Annotated in this window: 20 protein-coding genes; 9 read left to right on the top strand and 11 right to left on the bottom strand. The window is 64.9% G+C overall.

Features of this window, described 5'->3' with window-relative positions; all coding sequences use genetic code 11:
• Positions 1-96: 96 nt before the first annotated feature.
• Positions 97-1350 carry an MFS transporter gene (locus tag AB4Y64_RS10715; RefSeq protein ID WP_441816446.1) on the bottom strand — a complete coding sequence of 418 codons (1254 nt, stop codon included), beginning with the start codon at positions 1348-1350 and terminating at the stop codon, positions 97-99.
• Positions 1351-1505: 155 nt separating this feature from the next.
• On the opposite strand from AB4Y64_RS10715, the gene AB4Y64_RS10710 reads away from it, so the two are divergent.
• Complete coding sequence (locus AB4Y64_RS10710) at positions 1506-2186, top strand: DUF2306 domain-containing protein (RefSeq protein ID WP_441816445.1); 681 nt, start codon at positions 1506-1508, stop codon at positions 2184-2186.
• Here the strand turns inward: AB4Y64_RS10710 and AB4Y64_RS10705 are convergent.
• Complete coding sequence (locus AB4Y64_RS10705) at positions 2160-3287, bottom strand: helix-turn-helix domain-containing protein (RefSeq protein WP_441816444.1); 1128 nt, start codon at positions 3285-3287, stop codon at positions 2160-2162. The two genes, AB4Y64_RS10710 and AB4Y64_RS10705, sit on opposite strands and share 27 nt — an antisense overlap.
• A 10-nt stretch (positions 3288-3297) precedes the next feature.
• Positions 3298-4353: an alpha/beta fold hydrolase gene (locus AB4Y64_RS10700; RefSeq protein WP_441816443.1), complete on the bottom strand. Its 1056-nt coding sequence runs from the start codon at positions 4351-4353 to the stop codon at positions 3298-3300.
• Positions 4354-4457: 104 nt separating this feature from the next.
• On the opposite strand from AB4Y64_RS10700, the gene AB4Y64_RS10695 reads away from it, so the two are divergent.
• The 4 genes from AB4Y64_RS10695 to AB4Y64_RS10680 all read left to right on the top strand — a co-directional run bounded on the left by AB4Y64_RS10695 (position 4458) and on the right by AB4Y64_RS10680 (position 9494).
• Positions 4458-5186, top strand: coding sequence for a hypothetical protein (locus tag AB4Y64_RS10695; protein WP_441816442.1), 729 nt, complete (start codon positions 4458-4460; stop codon positions 5184-5186).
• A gap of 278 nt (positions 5187-5464) precedes the next feature.
• A complete protein-coding gene (locus AB4Y64_RS10690) occupies positions 5465-5695 on the top strand; it encodes a hypothetical protein (protein WP_441816441.1) in 231 nt (76 codons plus the stop codon).
• A gap of 404 nt (positions 5696-6099) precedes the next feature.
• Entirely contained in the window at positions 6100-8205 is a 2106-nt protein-coding gene (locus AB4Y64_RS10685; RefSeq protein WP_441816440.1) for a peptidase domain-containing ABC transporter, read from the top strand.
• Complete coding sequence (locus AB4Y64_RS10680; RefSeq protein ID WP_441816439.1) at positions 8202-9494, top strand: HlyD family secretion protein; 1293 nt, start codon at positions 8202-8204, stop codon at positions 9492-9494. Before AB4Y64_RS10685 ends, AB4Y64_RS10680 begins: the two co-directional genes overlap by 4 nt.
• Before the next feature lie 26 nt (positions 9495-9520).
• Here AB4Y64_RS10680 and AB4Y64_RS10675 read toward each other — a convergent pair whose 3' ends face one another.
• The 4 genes from AB4Y64_RS10675 to AB4Y64_RS10660 form a co-directional block, all read right to left on the bottom strand.
• Positions 9521-10432, bottom strand: coding sequence for an energy transducer TonB (locus AB4Y64_RS10675; RefSeq protein WP_441816438.1), 912 nt, complete (start codon positions 10430-10432; stop codon positions 9521-9523).
• Between the two features lie 41 nt (positions 10433-10473).
• Entirely contained in the window at positions 10474-11220 is a 747-nt protein-coding gene (locus AB4Y64_RS10670; RefSeq protein WP_441816437.1) for a glucose 1-dehydrogenase, read from the bottom strand.
• A 173-nt stretch (positions 11221-11393) separates the two neighbouring features.
• On the bottom strand, positions 11394-12041 hold the full coding sequence (locus AB4Y64_RS10665) for a response regulator transcription factor (RefSeq protein WP_441816436.1): 648 nt from the start codon (positions 12039-12041) through the stop codon (positions 11394-11396).
• 132 nt (positions 12042-12173) lie between these two features.
• The gene (locus tag AB4Y64_RS10660; RefSeq protein WP_441816435.1) at positions 12174-12899 is read right to left on the bottom strand and encodes a hypothetical protein; all 726 of its coding nucleotides are present in this window, start codon (positions 12897-12899) and stop codon (positions 12174-12176) included.
• A gap of 303 nt (positions 12900-13202) precedes the next feature.
• Between AB4Y64_RS10660 and AB4Y64_RS10655 the strand changes: the two genes are divergently transcribed.
• Entirely contained in the window at positions 13203-15035 is a 1833-nt protein-coding gene (locus tag AB4Y64_RS10655) for a M14 family zinc carboxypeptidase (RefSeq protein WP_441816434.1), read from the top strand.
• A 160-nt stretch (positions 15036-15195) separates the two neighbouring features.
• Here AB4Y64_RS10655 and AB4Y64_RS10650 read toward each other — a convergent pair whose 3' ends face one another.
• From AB4Y64_RS10650 to AB4Y64_RS10635, 4 genes are all read right to left on the bottom strand, one after another.
• Entirely contained in the window at positions 15196-15789 is a 594-nt protein-coding gene (locus AB4Y64_RS10650; protein ID WP_441816673.1) for a DUF4276 family protein, read from the bottom strand.
• A 5-nt stretch (positions 15790-15794) separates the two neighbouring features.
• Complete coding sequence (locus AB4Y64_RS10645; RefSeq protein ID WP_441816433.1) at positions 15795-16994, bottom strand: AAA family ATPase; 1200 nt, start codon at positions 16992-16994, stop codon at positions 15795-15797.
• Positions 16995-17196: 202 nt separating this feature from the next.
• Complete coding sequence (gene aceE, locus AB4Y64_RS10640; protein ID WP_441816432.1) at positions 17197-19899, bottom strand: pyruvate dehydrogenase (acetyl-transferring), homodimeric type; 2703 nt, start codon at positions 19897-19899, stop codon at positions 17197-17199.
• 182 nt (positions 19900-20081) lie between these two features.
• On the bottom strand, positions 20082-20411 hold the full coding sequence (locus tag AB4Y64_RS10635; RefSeq protein WP_441816431.1) for a hypothetical protein: 330 nt from the start codon (positions 20409-20411) through the stop codon (positions 20082-20084).
• A 1-nt stretch (position 20412) separates the two neighbouring features.
• On the opposite strand from AB4Y64_RS10635, the gene AB4Y64_RS10630 reads away from it, so the two are divergent.
• The 3 genes from AB4Y64_RS10630 (at position 20413) to AB4Y64_RS10620 (ending at position 25056) form a co-directional block, all read left to right on the top strand.
• Positions 20413-22590, top strand: coding sequence for a TonB-dependent receptor family protein (locus tag AB4Y64_RS10630; RefSeq protein ID WP_441816430.1), 2178 nt, complete (start codon positions 20413-20415; stop codon positions 22588-22590).
• A 64-nt stretch (positions 22591-22654) separates the two neighbouring features.
• Positions 22655-24646 (top strand): SpoIIE family protein phosphatase, encoded by a 1992-nt coding sequence (locus tag AB4Y64_RS10625; RefSeq protein WP_441816429.1) that lies wholly within the window; start codon positions 22655-22657, stop codon positions 24644-24646.
• Positions 24646-25056 (top strand): ATP-binding protein, encoded by a 411-nt coding sequence (locus tag AB4Y64_RS10620; RefSeq protein WP_441816428.1) that lies wholly within the window; start codon positions 24646-24648, stop codon positions 25054-25056. Before AB4Y64_RS10625 ends, AB4Y64_RS10620 begins: the two co-directional genes overlap by 1 nt.
• Position 25057 lies beyond the last annotated feature (1 nt).

The following is a 25057-nucleotide window of genomic DNA, read 5'->3' as shown; positions in this document are numbered from 1 at the left end:
CGGGTGCAGCAGGAGTGGTATGGGTATCTGCGCGAGGTGAGTGCGCAGGTGCACTGAGATCAGGATGGGTCCCGGCGTTCGCCGGGATGACGGTCGCTATTCCGCCTCGGTCGCTGCCAGAGCGACTGCGCCCTGCGCCGCATCATGCCGCGCCCATGCGTAGATCAGCAGGCCACCCACGGCCGTGATCGCGCCGACCACGCCCGTCGATGTCCAACCGTAGCCGGCGGTGATGGCCATGCCGCCGAGCCACGGGCCCAATGCATTGGCCATGTTGAAGGCCGAGTGGTTGGAGGCCGCGGCCAGCGTCTGCGCCTCGGCAGCGACATCCATCAAGTGCGCCTGCAGCACCGTCGCCAGCGCGCCCATCGTGCCGACGGCGACCACCACCGGCAGCACCGTCCACACCGAGCGCGCGGCCAGCGGGAACAACAGCAGCACCACCACCGACCACACCAGGATCGCCGGCACGGCGCGGAACTGCAGGCGGTCGAACAGCCAGCCGCCGCCCAGCGTGCCGAGGATGCCGCCGATGCCGAACGCGACCAGCCCGAACGGGATGAAGCTCTCGGAAACACCGGTCACGTTGACCAGGGTCGGCGCCAGGTAGCTGAAGACGCAGAACATGCCGGCGAAGCCAATTGCGCCAATGCCCAGCGCCAGCCACACCGGCTTGCGGTTGAAGTCGCGCAGTTCGCGCAGCGCGTCGGGGCGCGGTGCATTCATGCCGCGCGGCAGCACGCGCATGGTCATCGCCACCGTCGCCAGCGCGATCACCGACACCAGCGCGAACGCCCAGCGCCAGCCGAAGGCCTGGCCCAGCCAGGTCGCCAGCGGGTTGCCGACCAGCAGTGCGATCGACAGGCCCAGCATCACCCGGCCAACCGCGGCGCCACGTTGTTCCGGGCGGCTGATGCGTGCGGCGACCAGCGCGGCGATGCCGAAGTAGGCGCCGTGCGGGAGGCCGGCGACGAAACGGGCCAGCATCAGCGTGTGGTAGTCCGGCGCCATGGCGCTGGCGAGGTTGCCGATTGCGTAGAAGCCCATCAGCGCCAGCAGCAGGGTGCGTCGCGCCAGCTTCGCCCCGAGGATCGCCAGCAGCGGCGCGCCAATCACCACGCCCAGGGCGTAGGCGCTGATCACGTGGCCGACCTGGGGCTCGGTCACGCCCATGCTGCGGGCGATCTCGTTGATCAGGCCCATCACCACGAACTCGCTGGTGCCGATGGCGAAGCCGCCCATGGCCAGGGCGAACAGGATCAGGGTGACCTGGCGCGGGGACAGCGTGGGCGACGAGGGCACCGGAGCAGTCGCCACGGCGGGCGCAGCGGGAGGAGGGTTGGCAGGCATGCCGGCATTATGGTGCATCGCACCATGTGACGGGGCCGTGCCGGCGGGCCACAGCGTTGCAGCTTGTGTTGCGTTGCACGTACGACTCCCCCGATCCGGACGACCGGACCCGACCGCGGGCCCAGCCTGACCCCTCCCCACCCAGGAGGCAGGCAATGAATCGCGGTTGGCAACGTTTCGGATCCCCGGCGCTGCGCTGGACGTCGGCGCTGGTCTTCACCCTGCTCTGCGTGGCGGTGGCGGCGTATGCATTCACCTATGTCTACCGCCCGCACGGGCCGGCCGACAGCATGGCGATCAAGTTCGCCCTCTCCGGCTTCGACGTGCCGGCGCACTTCGTCGGCGCCGGGCTGGCGCTGTTGCTGGCGCCGGTGCAGATGAGCGCCGCGATCCGGCGGCGGGTGCCGCGCCTGCACCGGCTCAGCGGCGGCCTTTATACCGGCGGGGTACTGATCGGCGGCCTGGGCGGCCTGTCGCTGTCCACGCACGCCACCGGAGGGGCCGCGGCCGGCATTGGATTTGCCCTGCTCGCCGTCACCTGGCTGACGATCACCGGCATCGGCATTCGCCATGCGATTGCCGGCGACATCGCCCTGCACCGGCGCTGGATGGCGCGCAGCATCGCCCTCACCGCCTCGGCCATCACCCTGCGCCTCACGCTGGTGATCGGCCAGGCCGTGTTGCACCTGCCGTTCGTGCCGGTCTACATATTCGCGGCGTGGAGCTGCTGGACGATCAACCTGGCGCTGTGCGAGCTGTGGCTGCACTGGCCGGCGATCCGGGCCCGGCTGGCGCCGGACGGATCGCTGTCACGCGCCGGTGTCGGCCATGGATGACGCCTGCGACCGCGCTTGCCGGTAGGCGCTCGGCGTCACCGCAAGTTGCCGCTTGAAGGCGGCGTTGAAGGTCGACTTGGAGGTGAACCCGCAGGCGTAAGCGATGTCGAGAATGGTGCGGGTGTCGCCGCCGTCGGCCAGGCAGGCGCGCGCGGCTTCGATGCGCTGCCGGTTGATGTAGTCCCAGAAGTTGCCGGCGAAGCGGCGGTTGATCACCGCCGACACCAGGTACTCGGGATAGCCGCTCCGCTTGGCCAACTGGCCGATCGTGAGCGCCGGTTCGCTGTACAGGCGTTCGCGCTCCATCAGCCCGGTCAACCGTGCCTCGACCGCGGCGAAGCGAGGGTCATCGGCAGCGGGCGTCGCCTCTGCCGGTGCGTTGTCTTCGACCTGGGGCGGCTGCGCCGCGACCGCCACCTGGCTCAGGCTGAGATAGCCGACCACGAACACCCACGCCACCACCGCGCCGTAGATCAGCGGGTAGTCGATCCACGGAATGCGGAACTGCCACTGCGCCACCGCGATGCACCAGATCACGATCTGCGACAGCGCCATCGCATCGATCCAGTGCAACGACATGCGATCGGCATCGGAACGGCGTTGCAGCAGTTCGCGCCGGTAACGACGCACACGGACCAGTCCGGCGACCACGTACGAGAGGCTGTAGGAGAACAGGAAGATGTCCAGCCACGGTGTCCCCGGCCAGTAACCGCCTGCGGCCAGGTCCGCAAGAAAGGCCTGCGTCTGCGTGCGGTCCATCATGAACCACGGCGCGTTGACCACCAGCGCGGCGATGAAGCCGACCAGGTGCACGCCATCGCGCAGTCCCGGCGCGCGGCCTCGGGTCAACGTGCGGACGTACAGGTAGAACGCGCTGCCGTAGAGGAACGGAAACATCCCGACGAAGCGGAACAGCTTGATCAGGTCGATCGAGGAGTCGCGGAAGTAGAGTGCCTTGACCGCCAGGTCGAAGCCGATCACCGCGATCCAGACGGCCAGCACGCGGTTGGCCGGCGCGTTGACTGGCCGCCGCCACAACGCCAGCGCCAACAGCGCGGCCTGCGCGGCGCCGATGAGGAAGACGATGCTCCAGACGTTCATGGATCGCGCGTCATGGTCGAACCGGAATCACGCTCGTCACCGCATCCACCACGGCCTGCGGCTGATCCAGCTGGATATCGTGCGAGGCGCCTGGCACGGCGACGCGGCGACCGCGGGTGGAGGCGGCTACGAGGCGCTCATTGGTCTGGTTGCGTGCGGCCACCAGGACGTCGCGCGCATCCGCTGGCGCTTCCGCGAAGTCGTTGTCGGCGGACAGCACGACCACGGGCATCGCGCCGAAGCTGGCATCGGGCGGAACCGGCGCGGCAAAGATGGAGACGTTCTCGTCCAGTTCCGAGCGCAGCGTTGACCAGTAGCCAGGCTTGAGCTTGTAGGCGCGCGTCGCGGCGGCGACTGCGGGGCTCTGCCACGCGGGCGGCTCGCGCAGGCAGGCCTTCAACGGCCCGTCTGCCGCGGCGAGCGTCCCGCCGGCCGCCGCTTGCGCACAGGCATCGAGGAACGCGTTGCGCTGCTTGCGCCCGTCTTCGTCGTCCTGCCGCCATTGCGCCGGCAGCGCTGCGTCGGCGCCCTGCTCTGGCGGATCGACCAGCACCAGCCCCGCTACCGTCGACGGATACTGCTGCGCATAGCGGCGCACGATGTTGCTTCCGAGCGAATGCCCGACCAGCACCACGGGCCCTTTCAGCTTCGCGGCTTCCAGCAATGCATGCAGGTCGTCGACATCGGCCTGCAGGCTGCGCGGCATCGGGCCCGGGTCGCTGAAGCCGTAGCCCGCGCGGTCGTAGGAACACACGCGCACGATGCCCGACAACAGCGACTGCACGCGGAACCACGTGCTCGAGTCGGCATTGCCGCCGGCTTCCAGCACCACCGTCTGCGGCCCCTTGCCGCTGCAGCGCAGGTTGATTGCGCGGCCGGGGGCGATGCTGACGAGCTCGCCGGCCCGGGCGTAGGTGTCCGGCGTCTGTTGCGGCATGCCGGCGGCGGCGGGCGTCGCGAACGCGAGCAGGAGGATGGAGGTCGTCGTCCAGCACATCACCTTCATGATCGTCTCCGTGATGGAAGGCAGGCCGGAAGCCTGACAGGCTACGGCGGGCGCCGGCAAGCGTGGCCGCCCACATCTGCCTTGAGCCTGACCCCCTCGCCGCGGCCACTACGTTGACCCGGGATGTCGGCCCGAATCCCCACCGCGGCCGCTCGGGAACCGCCATGACCGTCACCAACACCCAGACCGGCACCAACGTCCACGAGATCGCCGAGCACATCTACCGGATCAACACGCCGGTGTCGCTGCCGGGCAACACGCCGTTCTCGTTCAACCAGTACCTGGTCGTGGATGAGGAGCCGCTGCTGTTCCACACCGGGTTGCGCGGGTTGTTCCCGGTGGTCTCGGAGGCCGTGGCCAGCGTGATGCCGCTGGAACGGCTGCGCCACGTCGCGTTCTCGCATGTCGAGGCCGACGAGTGCGGATCCATGAATCAATGGCTGGCGGTCGCGCCGCAGGCCGCGCCTTTGTGCGGGACGATTGCGGCGATGGTATCGATGGCCGACCTCGCCGACCGGCCGCCGCGTGCGCTCGCCGATGGCGAGGTCATTTCGCTGGGCCGCCATCGCGTGCGCTGGTTCGACGCACCGCACCTGCCGCACGGCTGGGAATGCGGATACCTGATGGAGGAGCACACATCGACGATGTTCTGCGGCGACCTGTTCACGCAGCCCGGCGGCGGCCATCTGTCGTTGACCGAGACTGACGTGCTCGGCCCCAGCGAAGCGTTCCGTCACCAGATGGACTACTACGCGCACTCGAACCACAGCGGCGCGATCCTGGAGAAGCTGGCGCAGGCGAATCCGCACACCTTGGCCTGCATGCATGGCAGCGCGTGGCGGGGAGACGGGGCGGCGTTGCTGCGGGCGCTGGCGGCGGAGCTTGCGTGCTAAACCGGCGACGCAGCTGGATGTCCTATTGATTGGATACGCAAACTGCGTAGTGCGTCCGATCGCTTGGAACCGGGCGAGTCCGCGTCGCGCTCTATAGAATCTCAGACGATTCTCATGTAACCGCTTGCACGCGATATGTTCTTTTCAGCTGGCTGGCGTCGACTCGCTCAACCGCGAGAACTCACCACTCGACCCATGCCATTCGCTACGTATGACCGAAGCCGCCAGCAAATAGTAGGCGTCACATGGCGCCATTACCAATCAACGGGAGACAGTTCATGCGCGAACTAACTGTTGAAGAAGCTACTCGTGTCGGCGGAGCAATGAGTGGGCAGTGCATCGCCGAAGCGGGCCCGAACTATGTCGTCACGGGTGCCGCGATCGCAGTCACGATCAGCAGCTTTGGTGTCGGCATCGGCGCCCTTGCTGGCTCCGCACTAGGTTGGTCAGGATGGTGGCGTGACTGTGGCCCTAGATCGATGAACTATGGCGCAACGCAAGAAGTTTGAGCGCGCGGGTACCGTGGTGACGAATATGACGAAGAGCATGTGGGCGGTCTGCGCGACCGTGTTCTTACTCGCGGCCGCCTTGAACGTCGCCATCGCGTTTAACGCGATTCGTCAAGGGAGTGACTACGCAGTCAGACTGGCGGCTGGCATTGTCCTAGCGACCGTCGGTGTTGCAACCCTCATGAAGAGACACGACTAGTCGAATCAAGGTTCCGGGCCCGTAGCCCCATTCCTCTCATCGGAGCTATTCGCGTCGAGGTGCGGAGCCAGCCCCAGCTGGCTCCTTCTACGAAGCGGCATGAGCCTCGGCTCGGGACTCATCCGCTCCAATCAAAGCGCCGGTGCGACGCCGCCCCGCTAGTGCGCATCGGATCGCGGCGGCCAAACTTGGTTCGCTCAAACTGATGGACTCAATCTTGCAATCAGAAGCGTCGGAATGCGGGCTTGCCTGCCTGGCGATGATCTCCTCCCATTATGGAAAGAGATTCAGCTTGCGTGAACTTCGCACGAGATTCCCGACATCCTTGAAAGGCTCCAATCTTGCAGGGTTAATAGACACCTCCGAGCAACTCGATCTTCAGGCCAGGCCACTGCGCTTGGACCTTGCAGACTTATCGCGGCTGGTGACGCCATGCATTCTGCACTGGGATCTTAATCACTTCGTTGTGCTCTCGCGGGTTCATGGAACCGTGGCCACCATCCACGACCCCGCAAATGGCAAACGCACACTTCGGATTGCGGAGCTCTCTTCGCACTTCACGGGCATCGCCATGGAACTTTCTCCCAGTAGTGCGTTTGAGCAAAAGACGTCAGTGCCGACGATTTCTGTTCGCCAGCTAACCGGCGAGACCAGGGGGCTGTGGACTTCGATCGCCGTGATATTAGCTCTAACCGTCTCGCTTCAGGTGTTCCTGCTCGTAGGACCATTCTTGATGCAGTTTGTTGTTGACCAAGTGCTCGTCTCGGCTGACCGGGATCTACTTGCGGTGCTCGGAGTCGCATTCGGCGTGGCAATGCTGCTCCAGGTATCGATCAGCTTGTTGCGCGGCGTAGCCGTTGTGCACATCTCAGCGCGAATCGGTATGCAATGGATGGCCAACGTATTCACCCACCTGTTGAAGCTACCTATCGACTTCTTCGAGAAGCGACACCTAGGTGACATCGTTTCCAGGATCGGATCTGTGCGAGCGGTTCAACAAACGCTCACGACTAGCTTCGTGGAGGCAGTCATCGACGGGTTGATGGCGGCCTTCACCATGGGGCTGATGCTCCTGTATAGCTGGAAGCTCGCGATGGTGACCGCACTAGCGGTCGCGATGTATCTGGGGCTGCGCTGGTTGGCCTACCGCCCACTTCGCGAAGGCACCGATCAACAGCTGGTCAGGTCCGCGAAACTGGAGACATATCTCTTTGAGTCCATCCGCGGCGTCCAATCCGTCAAAGTCGCAGGATGCGAAGGCAATCGCTGCTCCACCTACCTCAACCTCATGAACGATGCAGTCAACAAGGATGTGTCGCTCGCGAAGATCAACTTGGGATTCGGGATTGCCAGCCAGCTGATCTTCGGCATGGAACGGATCGCCGTTATCTGGATTGGCGCCACCTTGGCCCTGAAGAGTGTGTTCTCGGTTGGAATGCTAGTGGCGTACTTGACTTACAAGGATCAGTTCGCCAGCCGAATGAGTGGATTGATCGACAAGCTGGTGGAGCTTCAGATGCTACGGCTCCATGGAGAGCGGCTTGCTGACATCGTGCTCGCGGAACCGGAGCAAGAGGTGGAAGACACCTGTCCATCCAGGCCTCTTACGAACGCACGGCTGGATGTGCGTGGGCTTAGCTTTCGCTACGCTGGTCGTGAACCGTGGGTTCTTGAGGACTGCAGTTTTACAGTCGGCGACGGTGAGTCCGTCGCCATTGTAGGCGCGTCCGGGAGTGGCAAGACCACGTTGATCAAGCTACTTCTAGGCCTGCTTAAGCCGACCCATGGAACGATCTCTCTTGGCGGGGTAGAGCTAGATCGGCTTGGGTACCGAAATTTTCGCAAGGCGGTCGGCGCTGTTATGCAGGACGACCAATTGTTCGCGGGAAGCATCGCTGACAACATCGCTTTGGGAGATGACGGATACGATCCGGCTCGCGTCGAGGACGCCGCCCGTTTAGCAGCGATCCACGACGATATTGTCGCCATGCCGATGGCTTATCGGACTTTAATTGGTGACATGGGCGCGGCGCTTTCTGGAGGGCAGAAGCAGCGGGTAGTCCTTGCACGTGCACTTTACAGAAACCCTCGTTTTCTTTTCCTTGATGAGGCTACTAGTCACCTGGATATAGAGCGAGAGCAAATGGTTAACGGTGCAGTGCGTGCAATGAAGGTGACACGCATCATTGTTGCCCATCGCCCGGAGACAATTGCCAGTGTTGATCGCGTGCTTGTACTGCATGGCGGTCGAATCACGCAGGAAGTTCGTCCACAAGTTGCGCTGGAACTGAGTAAGGCTGAGATCGCGTGAGCCGCGAGCTGTTCCGGCGTGAGGTGTTGGAAGCCACGCAGAGGCGACATCAAGGTGACGTGTCATTAGCCCAACCACTGCAATTGAGGCTGCTAGTCGGTTTTGCCATTCTGGCCGCTGCCACGGTCGTGGCATTTCTGCTTCTCGGTTCTTACAGCCGCCGTTCACGCGTGACGGGGCAACTGGTCCCCAGCCTTGGCCTATCGACAGTTGTGGCCCCGACTGGTGGCGTCGTTGTCCGCCTATTCTCAGAGGAAGGTGACTCCGTTCAAGCAGGCGCTTCCCTGGCTCAGATCAATGTTCCGCGCGCCACGACGGATGGCAAAGACGCCATTGCAGCAGTTCTGCGAGGGCTGGAGGTACGGGATTCCAGCGTGGCAACCTTTGGTCGGTCACAGGTTGCACAAGTAGACGCTCAGATCAGCGGAACACGGCGTCAACTCGAAGTCGCGAAACTTGAGCTGCGCCAAGTTGAGTTGGCCATCGCTACCCGGCGTGAGCAAGTCCAGTTGGGAAGGTCTACCGTCGAACGATACCGTCAGATTGCCGCAGAGCGGTTCGTCAGCGCGGTTCAGGTCGACCAGCAGGAGCAGTCAATGCTGGAACTTGTGACTCAGCAACAGGGCCTGGAGCGGCAGGCAACGACGCTGCGTCGCGGCATCGCTCAGTTGCAACAGGCCCTCCGGGAGTTGCCCGCACAGCGGGCTGCGAACGTAGCGATTGCCCAGCGTGATCGGGCCGCGATTGGCCAAGAACGAGTGCAGCACGAAACCAGTGGGGAATTGCTGGTTCAGGCACCGGTCCCCGGTCTGATCGCCAGCCTGCTGATCGATGCCGGCCAGGCAGTACAGGCCGGCCAGCCCTTGCTTAGCGTGCTTCCCAAAGGCTCGACGTTGGAGGCTCAGTTGCTGGTACCAAGCAGGGCGATAGGCTTCGTAGAATCGGGGGATAGCGTGCTACTTCGTTACGACGCATACCCCTATCAGAAGTTCGGGCACCACGTAGGCAAGGTAATTCGGGTCTCGCGGAGCCCGGTCAACCCTGGACACTCTGCGGCGCTGGCGTCCAACGGCAACGTCCTCGAACCGCATTACCGGGTTGTCGTTGAACTGGAAGCACAGACCGTCACTGCCTATGGCAAACCGGAGCCACTAAGGCCCGGCATGGTCGTGGAAGCTGACATTCTGAGCGAGCGCCGTAAGCTCTACGAATGGCTAATAGAACCTCTCTATTCCTTGAACGGAAAGGTTACCGGCGACCGACGCCAAACCTCAGGGTCAACTGACTGATACTGGCACGCTAGGCCCCGGCACCGTCAGCGGACGGCAAACTCCCCTTGCCCCAGGATGTCGTCCTTGAGGCGCACTTCAATCTGGTAGCGGCCCGGCTTCCAGCCGGCGGGCAGCGCGCAGGCAAGGACGAAACGCTTGCGGCCGCCTTCCTGCAACGGCGACGTCTGCTCGTGGCGGACCACCGGATGACCTGCATCGTCCAGGTAGATCCAGCGGACGCTCAATGACTCGCCGACTGCGTCGGGGGAAGTCACCACGTATTCGACGACCGCACTCACCTTGTCGCTCGGCGCGAACATCGGCGTGAGCATGGCCGCGCCCGTGTCGGTGCCTTCTGCCCCAAGCACCGTGTAGGTCGACAGGACGCGTACGCCCTGGCTGCAGTGCGGCCATTCGGCTGGGGCGATGAAGTCGACCGGGACGCGCGTCCGCGATCCCACCGGCACGCCGTACGCGAATGCCGGCCTGAACTTCCAGTCCATGCCCGCGTCGTGCGCGGCGCTATCGAGGGACGGATGCCCGCTGGATTTCTCGACGACTGCGTCCACTACCGATCCTGTCGGCGAGATCGTGAGCACGAGCTTGGTCTGACCCGTCAGCTGCCGGCACAGGGCTTCTTCCGGAAAGGTCGGCGGTTGGTTCGTCAGCTTGAACGGCGGGACGTACGAAGGCAGTCGCAAGGACTGCGTTGAATCGGAAGCGGGTGGGGGCGGCGGAAGCAGCGCCGTCGGAGACGGCACGGGCGACTGCTGCAGTATCGGGTCCGCGGCAAGGCAGCTCCCGGCCAGCGGAAGGGCAATGGCGACCGCGATCCACGCGACGGCGTTGCGTGCTCTCAAGAGATCCCCCCGGGGCGCAATGGCCCCTGCAGCCGCGCGGGCCTCCCCAGGCTTCGCGTCAGCCGGGCGATGATCGCATGACCCGGCGCCCGCCATCAGACGGGGCGGAGGCGCGGTGCCTCCTCCCCGCCGAACGGTCAGCGCATGCCGCCGGCCGCGTTCAGCAACTCACCATTGAGCCAGCCGGAGTCGTCCGAAGCCAGGAACACCGCGATCGAGGCGATGTCGTTCGGCAGGCCGATTCGACCCAGCGGGGTCTGGGCGACGGCATGGTTGTTGAAGTCCGAGCCGATGAAGCCCGCTGCAATCGAGCCCTCGGTTTCGATCATGCCCGGGTTGATCGAGTTGACGCGAATCTTGCGCGGGCCCAGTTCCTGCGACAGCACACCGGTGATCGCATCCACCGCGCCCTTGGTGCCGGTGTAGACCGCGCTGCCCGCAGGCGCGATGCGCGTCACGAGCGAACCGATGTTGATGACGCTGCCGCCCTCACCCAGGTGCTTCGCAGCAGCTTGCGTGGCCAGCAGCAGGCCGAGGACGTTGATGTTGAAGTGGCGGTGGAAGTCGGCTTCGGTGATGTCTTCGAGCGGCGCGAAGTTGTAGACGCCCGAGTTGTTGACCAGGATGTCGAGCCGGCCGAATTTGGCGACGGCCGCATCGATGATGGCCTCGGCATCGGTCTTGCTGGATACGTCGCCGCGCACAGCGACGGCCTTGCCGCCAGCGGCGGTGATCTTCGCCACGACCGCATCGGCGGCCTCCTGGCTGGACGCGTAATTGACGACGACCGACGCGCCTTCGGCGGCCAGTGCGGTGGCGATGGCGGCGCCGATGCCCTTTGACGCGCCGGTGACGACGGCGACCTTGCCTGCAAGCTTGCTCATGTTGGATTTCCGGGGAGTGGGAGAAAGGCGGAGGCACACGGCCAACGCTCCCCAACGAGTTGGAGACACCACGAGCGGAGATAAGGCGGGGAATCAGGGAATGAACATCCCGCGGACGGGACGACCTTGACAGCGCGTCCGTCGCCCCCTGCAGGCGCCTGCCCGGGCTTGGTTCAGCCGCTGGTCGTCAGCGGCAATAGGCTCAGGAGGGTCGTGGCCGAATCGGTGATATCCGATACGCCCGCCTGCAGCGCCTCCTGACGCAAGGCGACGGCGACCCATTTGCCAGAAAGGATGTAGAGCGGCGATGACACTCCCATCGCTTTCAATTTGCGCGCGAGTTCGATTCCCGCCCGCTCGCCCTCGGGGCGGCTCATGTCCGAGATGATCGCGTCGTAGGAGGCCTTGCCGACGCGCTGCAGTGCCTCGTCGGTGCTGAGCGCGGTGTCGACCTTGGCGCCTGCGTCCTCGAGGGTTGCGATCAGGAAGCTGTTGTTCCTGGGTTGATCGTCCACCCACAGGATGCGTGGGTTGGGACGGTCCGCCTGCACCGCGGGAACGTCCATCGCCATGGCACCGGCGCCCATCTGCTTCTGCAGCTCGGCGGTCTTCGCCTGCAGGTCGCTGAGGATCGCCCGCTGCTGCTCGGACACCTCTTTCATGGTCAGTTCGTTGCCGGCAACGCGGACCGTGAATCCCCTCGACCTGGCCGATTCAACCAGCCCCTTGATCGGCTCGAACAGGCTGTACACCAGCACTGCGATCAGGACTGGCCAGGCCAGGGAGGCAACGGCCGAAATGAGCTCCGCGGTCTGTTCCATGTCCACGGTAGTCGTCTCGGTTCCAATGAGTGCAAGCAACGGCCTTAGCACCCCGGAGAGGTGAGTTCCCCTTCCTGACCAGGCGCCTTGGGGGCGAGGAAGTGACCTACTTCGCTTCGGTCAAAAGCGACTTCAAATCCTCGATCGATAGCGCCGGACGACGTCGGTGCAGCATTGCGTGGCAGTTTGGGCAAACCGGCCGGAGATCAACCTCAGGGTCGAGTTCGTAAGCGGCCCCAATTTCGCCGAGCGGCTTGAGGTGGTGAACGTGGATGAACCCCTGACGAGGTTTCCGTACTTCTGTGCGAACTGGAATCCACATACGGTGCAAGCGCAACCCCACCGATCTAGACAGCGCTTCCTGGCAGTTGGGTCGCGCTCGTAGATGTTCACTGTGATTGTCTTCCTCGCCCCCTCCGTCACGGCTTCGCTGGGCGCCACTTCTTCCGGCAGGAACTCAACGTGTGGCACGGGGTCATCTGCGAATGACCAAAGCACGCCAACTGGACTTTCATCGAACGTTTGGACTGCCTTTGCCTGCCCGGCATAGGAGAATCGCTCACGGTCGTCGTGCCGATAGAACACTCGGACAATCGCCCCCGGCTGGACCATGGCAACTATCGACGGCTGGTAGATCGTCGAATTTGTCCTTCCGTGCCAGAGCAGATCATCACCAATGAAGCGGTTGTTGTAGTCGTGTCCAGTTCGGCCAGTCGCTTGAACACCACAGAAGATGAAGTACTCCCCTTGGTGCTCGAGGTAGCCGGTGAACCATGGGCCTCCCTTGAGATCCGGCGGGAGCCCGAGCTCCACAAATATGTCCCGCCGCGAGTATGCATTTCCAACCACGAAGGCCATCGGGATTCCCGAATAGCGGGCTGAAAGCTCGTGCCAATGCTGAGGTTGCCCGTCCTAGCTCCCGTTCTAACGCCGACTTGGTTGCGGCCCGGCCAAGATCCGCTGTGTCTCGGGGTACTTCACACCCGCCGGTCGTGTGAAGAGGATGACCTGGCCGCCCAGTAGATCGGCGCCCGTTGCCCCTGTAGCTGACCAGCCACAGGAGGGCACCCCATGAGCGCATCCGGGAATCCGCGTCCGCAACTATCGATGATTCGCTCTTGCACGTTTGCATGCCTGCTGCTTGCTTTCGCAGTAGCGCCAATGGGCTGCAAACGGATCCCGAAGGCACAGGCTGGAGCGTGGGGACTGATCGCAACGGACGACAGCCGCGCGTTCACACCAGGCGCAGATCGAGATGGCGACGGCGTCACCGACGATCGCGAACTGGAACTGCACAGCAAGCCAGACAACCGCGACACCGACGGCGACGGCTTCGACGACGGCTTCGAGGACCGAACCGCGGAGTTCGGATTCGACCTGGTGCGCGTGGACGCCGATCGCGATCGCGACGGCCTCACCGATGCACGCGAGGCCGAGTTGAAGACCCGCGCCGACGCGCCCGACACCGACGGCGATGGTTGGAGCGATTTCGACGAAGCGCTCAACGTGTACTTCGGCTTCGATCCGAAAGTCGCCAACCCAGACACCGACTTCGACGGCCTGACCGACGCACTGGAGAGGAAGCTCGGTTCATCGCCGGACAAGGTCGACAGCAACGGTGACGGCATCAGCGACTTCATGGCGTACTCGAACGACCAGCCACCCAACGGTCCACCGCTGAAGGGTGCGCTGGGGGACATGATGGGCGTGACCTACAGCCCGGCGATGGGCGATGCACTGGAGCAAATCCGCAAGAGCCAGGTCTTTCCGCCCACGCTGAGCGGCGAACTGCCCTACCCGACGATCACCGCGTCGCTACCCGCTTCCGGTTTGCGTCCGTCTGCCGCGCTGATGCAGCGCGCGCTCTACAACCCGCACAACTCACCGGGCATCTACCCAACCTATGCGCAGATCGAGCAGGATCTGTTCGCCCTTGCCCAGGCGTACGACGGCAGCCCCAAGCCGGACCTGGTGCGGCTGTACGTTTGGAGCCAGAGCACCGTGGAGAGCTGCAATGGCCGCAAGCCGCAGCCGGGCCGCAGGATCTATGCGGTCAAGGTCTCGGCGCGCCCCGGCGACAACGAGAAGGAACCGGAGGTCGCCTTTTTCGGCCTGCACCATGCTCGCGAGCTGATCTCCGGCGCGAACACCATGCGCCTGTTGCATACGCTGACTGATGGCTATTCGAGCGGCGGGGATATCAAGGGCATCCTCGAACAGCGCGAAGTCTGGGTGATCCCCGTGGTCAACCCGAACGGCTACGAGCTTGCGATCGGTAATCAGGTCGACTGGCGCAAGAACACGCGCGGGACAAAGGGACAGCAGCGCTGCGGCACCGACCTCAATCGCAACTATGCCTTCGAACATGTGACCGGCTTCCCACCGGCACAGCGCGCCGCGCTGCCGGGCGTCCAGAACACCGGCGTCGACCCCGCCACCGGCAACCTGATGATCGATTGGGATACTTACCCCGGCGAGCAACCGTTCTCGGAGGTCGAGACGCAAGCCGTGCGCGGGCTGGCGCACAGCCAGTTCGCCACCAAGCGCAAGACCGAAGTCGATGGCCTGATTTGCGGGCTTTCCTGGCACAGCTACACCGGCGTGGTCATGCACCCAATCTCGCACACGCCTGTCGCGCCGAACACCGGCGTGGACCCCGGTCATGTGGCCATCTTCGACGGCCTGACCAAGGGCATGGCGACTGCCACCGGCTACAAGGACCTGCAGGACGACTTCCCGATTACGGGCAACCTCGATGGGTGCGGGATGTCGGGGTATCCGAGCTATGGGGACGCCAGCGACTGGCTCTACAAGGATGGGAAGACGTTTGCGACGTCGATCGAGTCGTACTCGACAGCGGAGCGAGGTGGCTGCTCGGTGACCAATAGCTGGGCCTACAATTTCTACCCGACGGATGTGGTCAAGCGCGATGCGGTGGCGGACAACAATGTCCGCGCAGCGTTGTCGATGTTGAGAGAATGCGAAGGCCGGTAGCGACTGAGATGCCGATATTTCAAGGGCTTTCCGCCCCTGGACACTACCCTAACAGACGTTCTGTACACGGCCAGGTTCGCCACCAACTGGACAAATAGCACGCACCAAGCCATTTCGGATCACCACGCTGATCCGGTTTTCGATCAGGTATCTTCTTCCTTCACTTCGCCCGGACGATACCGTTTTGTTGATCCCATTCCTTGCACAGTTTTTGAAAGGACCTGCAACGGTCTAGGGCCTGCTGAAGGTCCATTTTTGCTGCGAAAGCCGGCTGATCAGTTGTTTCTCCGTAGCTACGCCCACTCATTCGGCTGCTTAGCCAGCCTTTCGCATCCCTAGGAACTTCAGGGTCGAGCGTCAAGTCGCCCGCGCCGACAAATAGCCCTCGCGTTCCGTTCAAGGACTGCGCCGCCCCTATGTACCAGGCTTCGAATTCTCGGTTCACCAGGACTACCGAGACCGCGTGGTGAGGAAGCACGACACGTGCGCGTGCAAGTATCTCTGGACCGAGCATGGCCGGGCATGCATCGTCAGCATCCAGTAGTACGAGCACCCACCCGTCCACACCACACTTGCTGCCCGCCAGCCGCAGATGGCGTTCAAACTCGTCTCGACGATTCAAGAAACGGTCACGACTGACCCTGATCGGCTGAGGGATATCGACATAGGAGTCTTCGTTTCGCCAGACCGAGATGCGTCGCAGCAAGATTGGTAGCGCCAAAACTTCGCCATGTCCCTCGACGATACAAGACACACGAGTCAAGACAGGACCCCGTCAAATAGCCTGATCTGGCGCGATTGATGAATGAGTGAATCCTCATCCGGCTGGAGTTGGCCAAGTTTCAGTAGCTCGCCCGCGGAGAACAGACCATTTCGGATGGCATCGCGTGAGGCACCGTCCACGGGCCCGAGCTTCGTTTCCCCGGCCTCAGAGATTACTGCAAGGATCTGTGTATCTTTGACAGAGGAGTCATCCAGCAGATCCGGACTGTGGCTCGTCACGATCACTTGTGTCTGAGTCGACGCGCGCTGCAAGGCTTCGCGAAGTGCTGCGCTTGCCCCTGGGTGAAGTGCGGTTTCAGGCTCCTCGATGCCAATCAATGTTGGCGCGAAGTCGCGATTACTTTGGAAGAGTGCCGTCAACACACCAAGGGCACGCAATGTTCCGTCCGACATGTTCTGTGCGGTAAAGCGCCATGGGTCCTTCACGCCCGGCACGTCCTGCCTAAATTGCAGAGTTTCCATTGGACCGATCTGAAGGCGACCAATTTCGTGCACCGTTGGCACAACCGTGCGCAGATACTCTTCGATCGCACTCACCGCCTCAGGATTGACGCGCTCGAGATGGCCAATGACGCTGGCAATGTTCTCGCCTACCGGCTTGAGAAGGCGACCTTCTTGTGGCTTCTGCAGGTCGCGCATCAATTTTGGGTTCAAGTTATAGAAGCCCATTGCGGTAATCGCGTCAAACACGGGCCTAAAGGAGCTTAGGCCGGACATCGCCACGAGCGCTAAGCGGTCGTTTGTTAGCGAAGGCGCAGTCCCCTCGCTACTAGCCTTTACTTCGCCTCTCTCAACCCGATAGAAGGGGCCCTTGCCCTGGCCGCCGAGGCTTAGCTCCTCTGTCTGAACTTCAAAACCTCTATTCTTTAGGGCACCGACGTTGAATGCGTAATGACCTGCTTGGCCTTCTATGTTGAAGTCCAATCGAATACTGAAGTGAGTGGGGTGACCCGCAGAACGCCGCCGAACCTCGCCTAGTCCGCCCCGTAGATTGAGTGCTTGGTCCAGCGAAGTGGTTAGTGCATCTGTTACCAAGTGAAGCGCATCGATAAAGTTGCTCTTACCGGCACCGTTGGCGCCAACTAGATAGGTCAATGGCCCCAGAGCAACATCGCACTGTCCAATGCTCCGATAGTTGCGCAGAGCTACACGAGTGATGAATGGCGGAGCGCTCATTTGGCTCGTCCGTAGGTCGGTCGGCGAATGTTAGCAGCCCGGGAGAGCGGCGCTAGCAAAGAGTGGGAATCTGCGCTGGCATCTCCGGGATTAGTCTCTTTCGCCCCCCCAAAGCTCTGGTCAGGCCGAAGGAGACTGCCAAATGAAGTAGGGCCCGCATCTCTGCAGGCCCTTGGCACTCCGGTCAGCCGTGAGGGAAAACTCAAACCCCAACCGGATTCGGCTTCTCCCCATCAATCTTATAAGTCTTGATGGCCCTCGCCACATCCTTAGCCGTCATCTTCCCTTCCGCCGCCAGCGCTGCAATCGCGGCATGCGCGATGTAATACCGGTCAACCTCGAAGTGGCGACGCAGGTTCGCACGCGTATCGCTGCGGCCGAAGCCATCCGTGCCCAGCACCGTGTAGTGCATCGGCACGAACGCACGAATGTGATCGGCATACGCACGCACATAGTCAGTCGCGACAATCGCCGGACCCTGGCGTCCTTCCAGCAACTCGGTCACATACGGCTTGCGCGGCGTCTTCGCTTCCGGATTCAGACGATTCCAACGCTCCGCATCAAACCCATCGCGACGCAGCTCGTTGAAGCTCGGGCACGACCAGATGTCTGCAGTCACGCCAAAGTCCTTGTCCAGCAGCTCCGCCGCGGCAATCGCTTCACGCAGGATCGTGCCTGAGCCCATCAGCTGCACACGCAGCTCGCCCTTCTTCGGCTTGCCTGCATCCGTCAGCAGGTACATGCCCTTGATGATGCCGTCGGCCGCGCCTTCCGGCATGTCCGGATGGCCGTAGTTCTCGTTCATCAGGGTGATGTAGTAGTACTCGTCCTGCTGCTCGGTCAGCATGCGCTGCATGCCGTGCTGGACGATCACCGCCACTTCGAAGCCGAAGGTCGGGTCGTACGCGCGGCAGTTCGGGATCGCGCCGGCAAGCAGGTGGCTGTGGCCGTCTTCGTGCTGCAGGCCTTCGCCGTTGAGCGTGGTGCGGCCGGCGGTGGCGCCGAGCAGGAAGCCACGCGCGCGCATGTCGGCCGCCTGCCAGGCGGCGTCGCCGATGCGCTGGAAGCCGAACATCGAGTAGTAGATGTAGAACGGCAGCATCGGCAGGTCGTTGGTGCTGTAGCTGGTGGCCGCGGCCATCCAGCTGGCAAACGCGCCGGCTTCGGTGATGCCTTCTTCCAGCACCTGGCCGGCCGCGTCTTCGCGGTAGTACATCAGCTGGTCGCGGTCGACCGGCTTGTACTTCTGGCCGTGCGGGGCGTAGATGCCGATCTGGCGGAACAGGCCTTCCATGCCGAAGGTGCGTGCTTCGTCGGCGACGATGGGCACCACGCGCGGGCCGACCTGCTTGTCGCGCAGGATGATGTTGAGCGCCTGCACGAACGCCATCGTGGTGCTGATCTCGCGCTCGCCGGTGCTCTTGAGTAGGCGGTCGAAACCTTCGAGCTTCGGTGCTTCCAGCGACTGCGTCGACTTCTGCCGGCGCTGCGGCAGGAAGCCGCCGAGCGACTTGCGGCGCTCCATCATGTATTCCACTTCCGGCGAGTTCTCGCCCGGGTGGAAGAACGGCACCTTGCCGTCGGCCAGCTGTGCGTCGGTCACCGGGATGTTGAAGCGGTCGCGGAACACGCGCACCGCGTCGTCATCGAGCTTCTTGGTCTGGTGGGTCGGGTTGAGCGACTCGCCGGCCGCGCCCATGCCGTAGCCCTTGACCGTCTTGGCCAGGATGACGGTGGGCATGCCCTTGGTGTTCACCGCTTCGTGGTACGCCGCGTACACCTTGTGCGGATCGTGGCCACCGCGGTTGAGGCGCCAGATGTCGTCGTCGCTGAGGTTGGCGACGAGCTGGGCGGTCTCGGGGTACTTGTTGAAGAAGTTGTCGCGCGTGTACTTGCCGCCGAACGCCTTGCAGTTCTGGTATTCGCCGTCGACGGTTTCCATCATCAGCTGACGTAGCTTGCCGGTGGTGTCGCGCGCCAGGAGCGGATCCCAGTAGCTGCCCCACACGGTCTTGATGACGTTCCAGCCGGCGCCGCGGAACTGGCCTTCCAGCTCCTGGATGATCTTGCCGTTGCCGCGCACCGGGCCGTCGAGGCGCTGCAGGTTGCAGTTGATGACGAAGACCAGGTTGTCGAGGCCTTCGCGGCCGGCCACCGAGATGGCGCCGAGCGATTCGGGTTCGTCCGTCTCGCCGTCGCCGAGGAACGCCCAGACCTTGCGGTCGGACTTCGGCATCAGGCCGCGGCCTTCCAGGTACTTCCAGTTGCGCGCCTGGTAGATGGCGGCCAGCGGGCCCAGGCCCATCGACACGGTCGGCACCTGCCAGTAGTCCGGCATCAGCCACGGATGCGGGTACGAGCTGATGCCGCGGCCGTCGACTTCCATGCGGAAGTGGTCGAGCTGCGATTCGCTGATGCGGCCTTCGAGGAACGAACGGGCGTAGATGCCCGGCGAGCTGTGGCCCTGGACGCCGATCACGTCGCCCGGGTGGTCGGCGCTGGGTGCGCGCCAGAAATGGTTGAAGCCAACGTCATACAGCGTGGCAGCGGAGGCGAAGCTGGCGATGTGGCCGCCCAGGTCGCCCGGCTTGCGGTTCGCGCGCACGACCATCGCCAGCGCGTTCCAGCGGATGATCGAACGGATGCGCCATTCCATCGCGTGGTCACCGGGGCTCTTGGCCTCCAGGTGCGCGGGGATGGTGTTGATGTATTCGGTGGTCGGCGAGAACGGCAGGTGCGCGCCGGCGCGACGGGTGACTTCGACCATGCCTTCGAGCAGCTGGTGGGCGCGCTCGGCGCCTTCGCGCTCGATGACGGCCTGGACAGACTCGATCCACTCGCGGGTCTCGGTCGGGTCCGGGTCGTTCTGGAGGATGTCGGTGATGGCAGCGTGGAGAGACGTCATGCGTATCGCGGCCCCTATTGGCCGCGCCTCGTGTGGGGCGGGGGTTTAGAGTCCGGATTCTAACAGGGCGACACCGGTGGCCAACCCTGCAGGCATGGGCCGGAGCGTTGCGACGAAAGGGGGATTGAAAGTCGCCCGGCCCTACGGGGCCGGATGGCAAATCCGGGGGCCGGCGGGCAGGACTACCTGCGCGGCGGCGCGATCGGCACGCCCAGGACCTCGCGCTGGAAATTCAGCATCTCTTCCCGGGTCACGCGCTCGTCGTGGTTGGCGTCCATGTGCTCGAACAGGGAGCGGGCGCCGGCCGCGTGCTCCATGGCGGTGACCACGCCGTCGCCGTCGAGGTCCATCGGCATCGGGTCGTTCGGCGGCGGCGGGGCGGCGACGGCCACCGGGGGTGCGGCGGGGGCCGGCACAGGCGCCGGCGTCGGCTGTGGGCTCGACTGCGCCCAGAGCCAGGCCGGGACGGCGACAATGGTCAGGATCAGCAAAATTCGGACCGCGGCTTTCATGATGCGATTCCCCTGGGACGGCAGCTCGGCACACGGTATCGGGGCACCTGTATGCGCCTTGTCACGCTGTGGCGTGCGGCCGGCGGCGGCACTGTCTCTCGCCCTGTCCCTGGCCCTGTCCCTGTCCCCCGCATGGGCGCAGCAGTCGCCCCAGTCCGCCACCACCCTCGACACCGTCGAGGTTCTCGGCGCGCGCCAGGCGCTCTCCGGCTTCCCCGGCTCGGTCACCGTCATCGATGGCGACACCCTGCGCGCCGGCCAGCGCCAGGTCTCGCTGTCGGAGGCGCTGGTGCGGGCGCCGGGCATCACCGTGCTCGATCGGCAGAACTACGCGCAGGACCTGCAGGTGCAGTCGCGCGGCTTCGGTGCGCGGTCCACCTTTGGCATCCGCGGGATCAAGCTGATCGTCGATGGCATCCCCTCGTCGGCGCTCGATGGCCAGGGCCAGGCGGCGAGCTTTCCGTTGAGCGCGCTCGATCGCATCCAGGTGTTGCGTGGGCCGCTGGCGCTGCAGTACGGCAACGCCGCCGGCGGCGCGATCGTCGGCGAGACTGCGCTCGATGGCGGGCGCGGTATCGACATCGATACCTGGGCCGGCTCCAACAGCAGCGGCCGGATGGCCACCGGCATCCAGGGTGCAAGCGACGATGATGCCTGGCGCTGGCACGCGCTTGGCAGCTACTTCACGACCGACGGCGATCGACCGCACAGCGCGGCCGAACGCGCGCAGTTCGATGCGGTGGCGCAGTGGGTGCCGGCGGAAGGCCAGCGCCTGCGCCTGGTCGCCGGCGGGCTGCATCAGCCGTACACCGACGATCCGCTCGGCCTCACCCGGGCGCAGTGGCAGCGCGATCCGCATGGGACCGACCCGGTCGCGGAACTGTTCGACACGCGCAAGCGCATCGACAACGCCCAGGCCGGCGCGCGTTGGCAGGACGCGTATGCCGACGGGCGCGAGTACTGGATCAGCGGTTATGGCGTGGCGCGCGACGTTGTGCAGTTCCTCGCGATCCCGATCGCGGCGCAGCGCGCGCCGACCAGCGCCGGCGGTGTGGTCGACCTGGGCCGGCAGTCGTCCGGCGTCGAAGCCGGGCACCGCTGGGAGGGTGCGCACGGTGCGCTGACCGTGGGCGCCGAGGCAGGTTGGCTGCATGAGCAGCGTCGCGGCTACGAGAACTTCATCGGCACGCAGCTTGGCGTGCGTGGCCGCATCCGTCGCGACGAGGACAACCGCATCCGCAGCAACGAGGCCTACGTGCTCGGCGACGTGCGGCCGGCCGAGCACTGGACGGTGCTGGGCGCGGTGCGGCATGCGCGCGTGCACTTCTCGTCCGACGACCATTACATCGCGCCGGGCAATGGCGACGACAGCGGCAGCCTCGATTACAGCCAGACTGCGACGTCGCTGGGCGTGGCGCGCGCGTTCGCCCACGGCGAGGTGTTCGCCAGCGTCGGCCGCGGCTTCGAGACGCCAACGGTGACCGAGTTGGCGTACCGACCCGATGGCGGCGCCGGCTTCAACTTCGGCCTGCAACCGGCGCACTTCGACAGCGGCGACGTCGGTGCGCGATGGCGCTTCGGCTCGGGTGACGCCAGCCTCTCCGCCTACCGCATCGATGGCGAGGACGAGATCGTTCCGGCCGACAACCGCGGCGGTCGCGCCAGCTTCGCCAACGCCGGACTGACCCGGCGCGAAGGCGTGGAAGCCGGCATCCAGGCGCGGCTGCATCCGCGCTGGTCGTATGCGCTGACCGCCAACTGGCTGCGGGCGCGCTTCACCAAGCCATATAGCTATCTGGTGACCAGTGGCGGCGTCGAGCAGCTGCAGGTGGTTGAGGCCGGCAATCGCATCCCGGGCATTCCGCGCGCCGACGGCTACGCCGAGCTGGCGTGGAACGATGCGAGCGGACGGATCGTGGCCGCGCTGGAGGCCCGCGCCAGTGACCGCGTTGCCACCGACGACCGCAACAGCGACCACGCCCCGGGCTATGCGCAGTTCGCGCTGCGGTTGCAGTGGCAGGCGGCGGCGTCGGGGTGGCGCGGGTTTGTCCGCGTGGACAATCTGCTCGACCGCGAGTTCGCCGGGTCGGTGATCGTCAACGAGGGCAATGCGCGGTACTTCGAGCCGGGGGCGGGGCGTGGGTTGACCGTTGGGTTTGGCTGGGGCGACGGCGGCTGACCGTCTTAGCGCCGGCATCACGGGCCGCGGCTATGCTGCGCCGAAGGGGCCTACCGGTGCAGACATGACCCAGCTCATCGCCGAGTTGCCTGCGTCCGGCCGCGCGGTGCCCTGGTACCGGAGCCTGCGTACGCGCCTGGTGCTGTGGATCTGCCTGGGCTGCGTGGCGGTGCTGCTGGCGGCCACGCTCATCGTGCAGGCGCGGTCGGCGCAGTTGCTCACCGCGCAGAGCGAACGCGAGATCCGCACCCTCGCCGAACAGACCGCGCTCGGCCTGCACGCAACGCTCGAGTCGGTCGAAGTTGGTGCGGCCACGCTGAGCGAAGGCGTGCGCGGTGTCGGCCGCGACCCGCACACGCTCGATGCCCTGCTTCGCGCCACTGTCGCCGGCGACGACGACATCGAAGGGGCGATGCTGATCCTGGAACCGGCCGCGCTCGACCGCGGCGATGCCGCCTACAGCTGGTACGTGCGTCGCGACGGCAAGGGCTTCTATACCCAGCCGATGCGTTCGCGCGGCTACGACTACCACGACCAGCCGTGGTGGAAGCGCACCGTCGGCGAAGGCAAGGGCTGGTGGTCGGAGCCTTACCGCAATGCCGCCACCGGCGGGCAGATGTTCGTCACCTACAACCGGCCGATCCGCCGCGATCCGGATGACCTGGCGTCGACGCCGGTCGGCATGGTCAGCCTCGACGTGCCGGTGAACCGCCTGCGCACGTTGATCGGCCAGCAGTCGATCGACTCGCCGGTGCTGCGGATCGTGCTGAGCCCCGAGCATCTGTACGTGGTGCATCCGTCGCCGGAGCTGGAATTGAAAGTGCGCCTGGATGATCGCGCGCGCCAGCTGGACGGCCACGTGCTGCAGCCGCTCCTGGATGCCGTGCGCGAACGCCGCAGCGCCGACGTCACCTACCTCGACCCGGTTACCCGCATCCGCCGCATCGGCCTGGTGGAACCGGTGCCCGGCAGTGCCTGGACGGTTGCGGTGTCGGTATCGGAGCAGTACGCACAGGAGCAACTGCATCGAACCACGCGTGCGGTGATCGCCGGCGGACTGCTCGCCGTGCTGGTGCTGGTGGCGGTGCTGTGGCTGATCGCACGACCGGTCACGCAGCCGCTGTTGGCGCTGGCCTCGTCTGCCGGCCACTTCGCCGCCGGCGAGTTCGACTGGCCGCTGCCACATACCACCCGTCGCGACGAAGTCGGCCTGCTTGCGCGCGCCTTCGATCGCGCACGCAGCTCGATCAAGTCGCAGCTGGCGGAGATCGAACGCCTGGCGCGCAGCCGGCAGAAGCTCGAGAGCGAGCTGTCGATCGCGCGCGACATCCAGCTGGCGATGTTGCCGGCCGCGCCGACGTTGCACGCCCACGGCCACCGCCTGCAGGCACATGCACTGCTGCAGCCCGCCAAGGCGGTCGGCGGCGACTTCTACACATTCTTCGTGCGCGACGAACGCGTGCTGTGGTTCGTGATCGGCGATGTTTCCGACAAGGGCGTGCCGGCGGCGTTGTTCATGGCGCGGGCGATGACGGTGCTGGAAGTCGCCACCGGCCTGGGTGGCACGCCGGACAAGGCCCTGCGCGTGGCCGCCGCGCGCCTGGTCGAGGGCAACGACACCTGCATGTTCGCCACCGTGCTGTGCGGCGCCGTCGATGTGGGCAACGGCGAGATGGTGCTGGCCAGTGCCGGCCACGAGGCGCCGGTGCTGCTGCACGCCGACGGGCGCCGCGAGTACCTCCAGGTCCAGACCGGCCCGCCGCTGGGGGTCGACATCGCCGACCACTACCCGCTCTGGCGCGGCACGCTGCAACCGGGCGATGCGCTGGTGGCCTACACCGACGGCATCAGCGAGGCGCTCGACGGCGGGCAGCATGCGTTCGGCAGCGAACGCCTGCTGGCGGCGCTGCCCACCGGCGCCGATGCGGGTGGTCTGTGCGAGGCCCTCGTCGCGGCGGCGCATGGCTTCGCTGCCGGGGCCGAGCAGTCCGACGACATCACCGTGCTGGCGCTAAGCTTCGGTACGCACCATTCACCGACAGGGGGGAATGCCTGATGCGACTGCGCCTGCAGATCCCGTGCGAACGCACCCAGCTGGGCCTGCTGCTCGATTCGATCGAGCAGGCCCTGCTGGAGCACGGCATCCACAAGGAACTGCGCGACGACATGCGCCTGATCGCCGAGGAGGTGGTCTGCAACGCGATCGAGCATGGCGAGGACGAGACGGTGCAACGACGCATCGCGGTGGACATCGCCCGCGACGACGACGGCCTGCACGTCGAGTTCCGCGACAACGGCCGGCCGTTCGATCCGCTCGACCAGGAACCGCCGGACCTGGAGGCCGACATCATCGATCGACCGATCGGCGGACTCGGCGTTCACCTGGTGCGCGAGCTGGCGCACAGCGTGCGCTACGTCCGCGAGGAACCGTACAACGTGTTGCATGTGGTGCTACGTACCCGCTAGT

This window comes from Lysobacter sp. TAF61 (genome assembly GCF_052113485.1).
Classification (GTDB): domain Bacteria; phylum Pseudomonadota; class Gammaproteobacteria; order Xanthomonadales; family Xanthomonadaceae; genus Lysobacter_J.
The sequence above is the reverse complement of the archived record's forward strand: the minus strand, read 5'-3'. Positions and strand labels throughout refer to the sequence as shown.

Excerpts from the sequence above, each read along its gene's own strand:
- AB4Y64_RS10715 (WP_441816446.1), bottom strand. The coding sequence starts at position 1,350 with ATGCCTGCCAACCCTCCTCCCGCTGCGCCCGCCGTGGCGACTGCTCCG.
- AB4Y64_RS10660 (WP_441816435.1), bottom strand. The coding sequence starts at position 12,899 with ATGGCCTTCGTGGTTGGAAATGCATACTCGCGGCGGGACATATTTGTG.
- AB4Y64_RS10685 (WP_441816440.1), top strand. The coding sequence starts at position 6,100 with ATGGACTCAATCTTGCAATCAGAAGCGTCGGAATGCGGGCTTGCCTGC.
- AB4Y64_RS10675 (WP_441816438.1), bottom strand. The coding sequence starts at position 10,432 with ATGGCGGGCGCCGGGTCATGCGATCATCGCCCGGCTGACGCGAAGCCT.
- AB4Y64_RS10645 (WP_441816433.1), bottom strand. The coding sequence starts at position 16,994 with ATGAGCGCTCCGCCATTCATCACTCGTGTAGCTCTGCGCAACTATCGG.
- AB4Y64_RS10620 (WP_441816428.1), top strand. The coding sequence starts at position 24,646 with ATGCGACTGCGCCTGCAGATCCCGTGCGAACGCACCCAGCTGGGCCTG.
- AB4Y64_RS10690 (WP_441816441.1), top strand. The coding sequence starts at position 5,465 with ATGCGCGAACTAACTGTTGAAGAAGCTACTCGTGTCGGCGGAGCAATG.
- aceE (WP_441816432.1), bottom strand. The coding sequence starts at position 19,899 with ATGACGTCTCTCCACGCTGCCATCACCGACATCCTCCAGAACGACCCG.
- AB4Y64_RS10695 (WP_441816442.1), top strand. The coding sequence starts at position 4,458 with ATGACCGTCACCAACACCCAGACCGGCACCAACGTCCACGAGATCGCC.
- AB4Y64_RS10630 (WP_441816430.1), top strand. The coding sequence starts at position 20,413 with ATGCGATTCCCCTGGGACGGCAGCTCGGCACACGGTATCGGGGCACCT.
- AB4Y64_RS10625 (WP_441816429.1), top strand. The coding sequence starts at position 22,655 with ATGACCCAGCTCATCGCCGAGTTGCCTGCGTCCGGCCGCGCGGTGCCC.
- AB4Y64_RS10670 (WP_441816437.1), bottom strand. The coding sequence starts at position 11,220 with ATGAGCAAGCTTGCAGGCAAGGTCGCCGTCGTCACCGGCGCGTCAAAG.
- AB4Y64_RS10635 (WP_441816431.1), bottom strand. The coding sequence starts at position 20,411 with ATGAAAGCCGCGGTCCGAATTTTGCTGATCCTGACCATTGTCGCCGTC.
- AB4Y64_RS10665 (WP_441816436.1), bottom strand. The coding sequence starts at position 12,041 with ATGGAACAGACCGCGGAGCTCATTTCGGCCGTTGCCTCCCTGGCCTGG.
- AB4Y64_RS10710 (WP_441816445.1), top strand. The coding sequence starts at position 1,506 with ATGAATCGCGGTTGGCAACGTTTCGGATCCCCGGCGCTGCGCTGGACG.
- AB4Y64_RS10705 (WP_441816444.1), bottom strand. The coding sequence starts at position 3,287 with ATGAACGTCTGGAGCATCGTCTTCCTCATCGGCGCCGCGCAGGCCGCG.
- AB4Y64_RS10655 (WP_441816434.1), top strand. The coding sequence starts at position 13,203 with ATGGGCTGCAAACGGATCCCGAAGGCACAGGCTGGAGCGTGGGGACTG.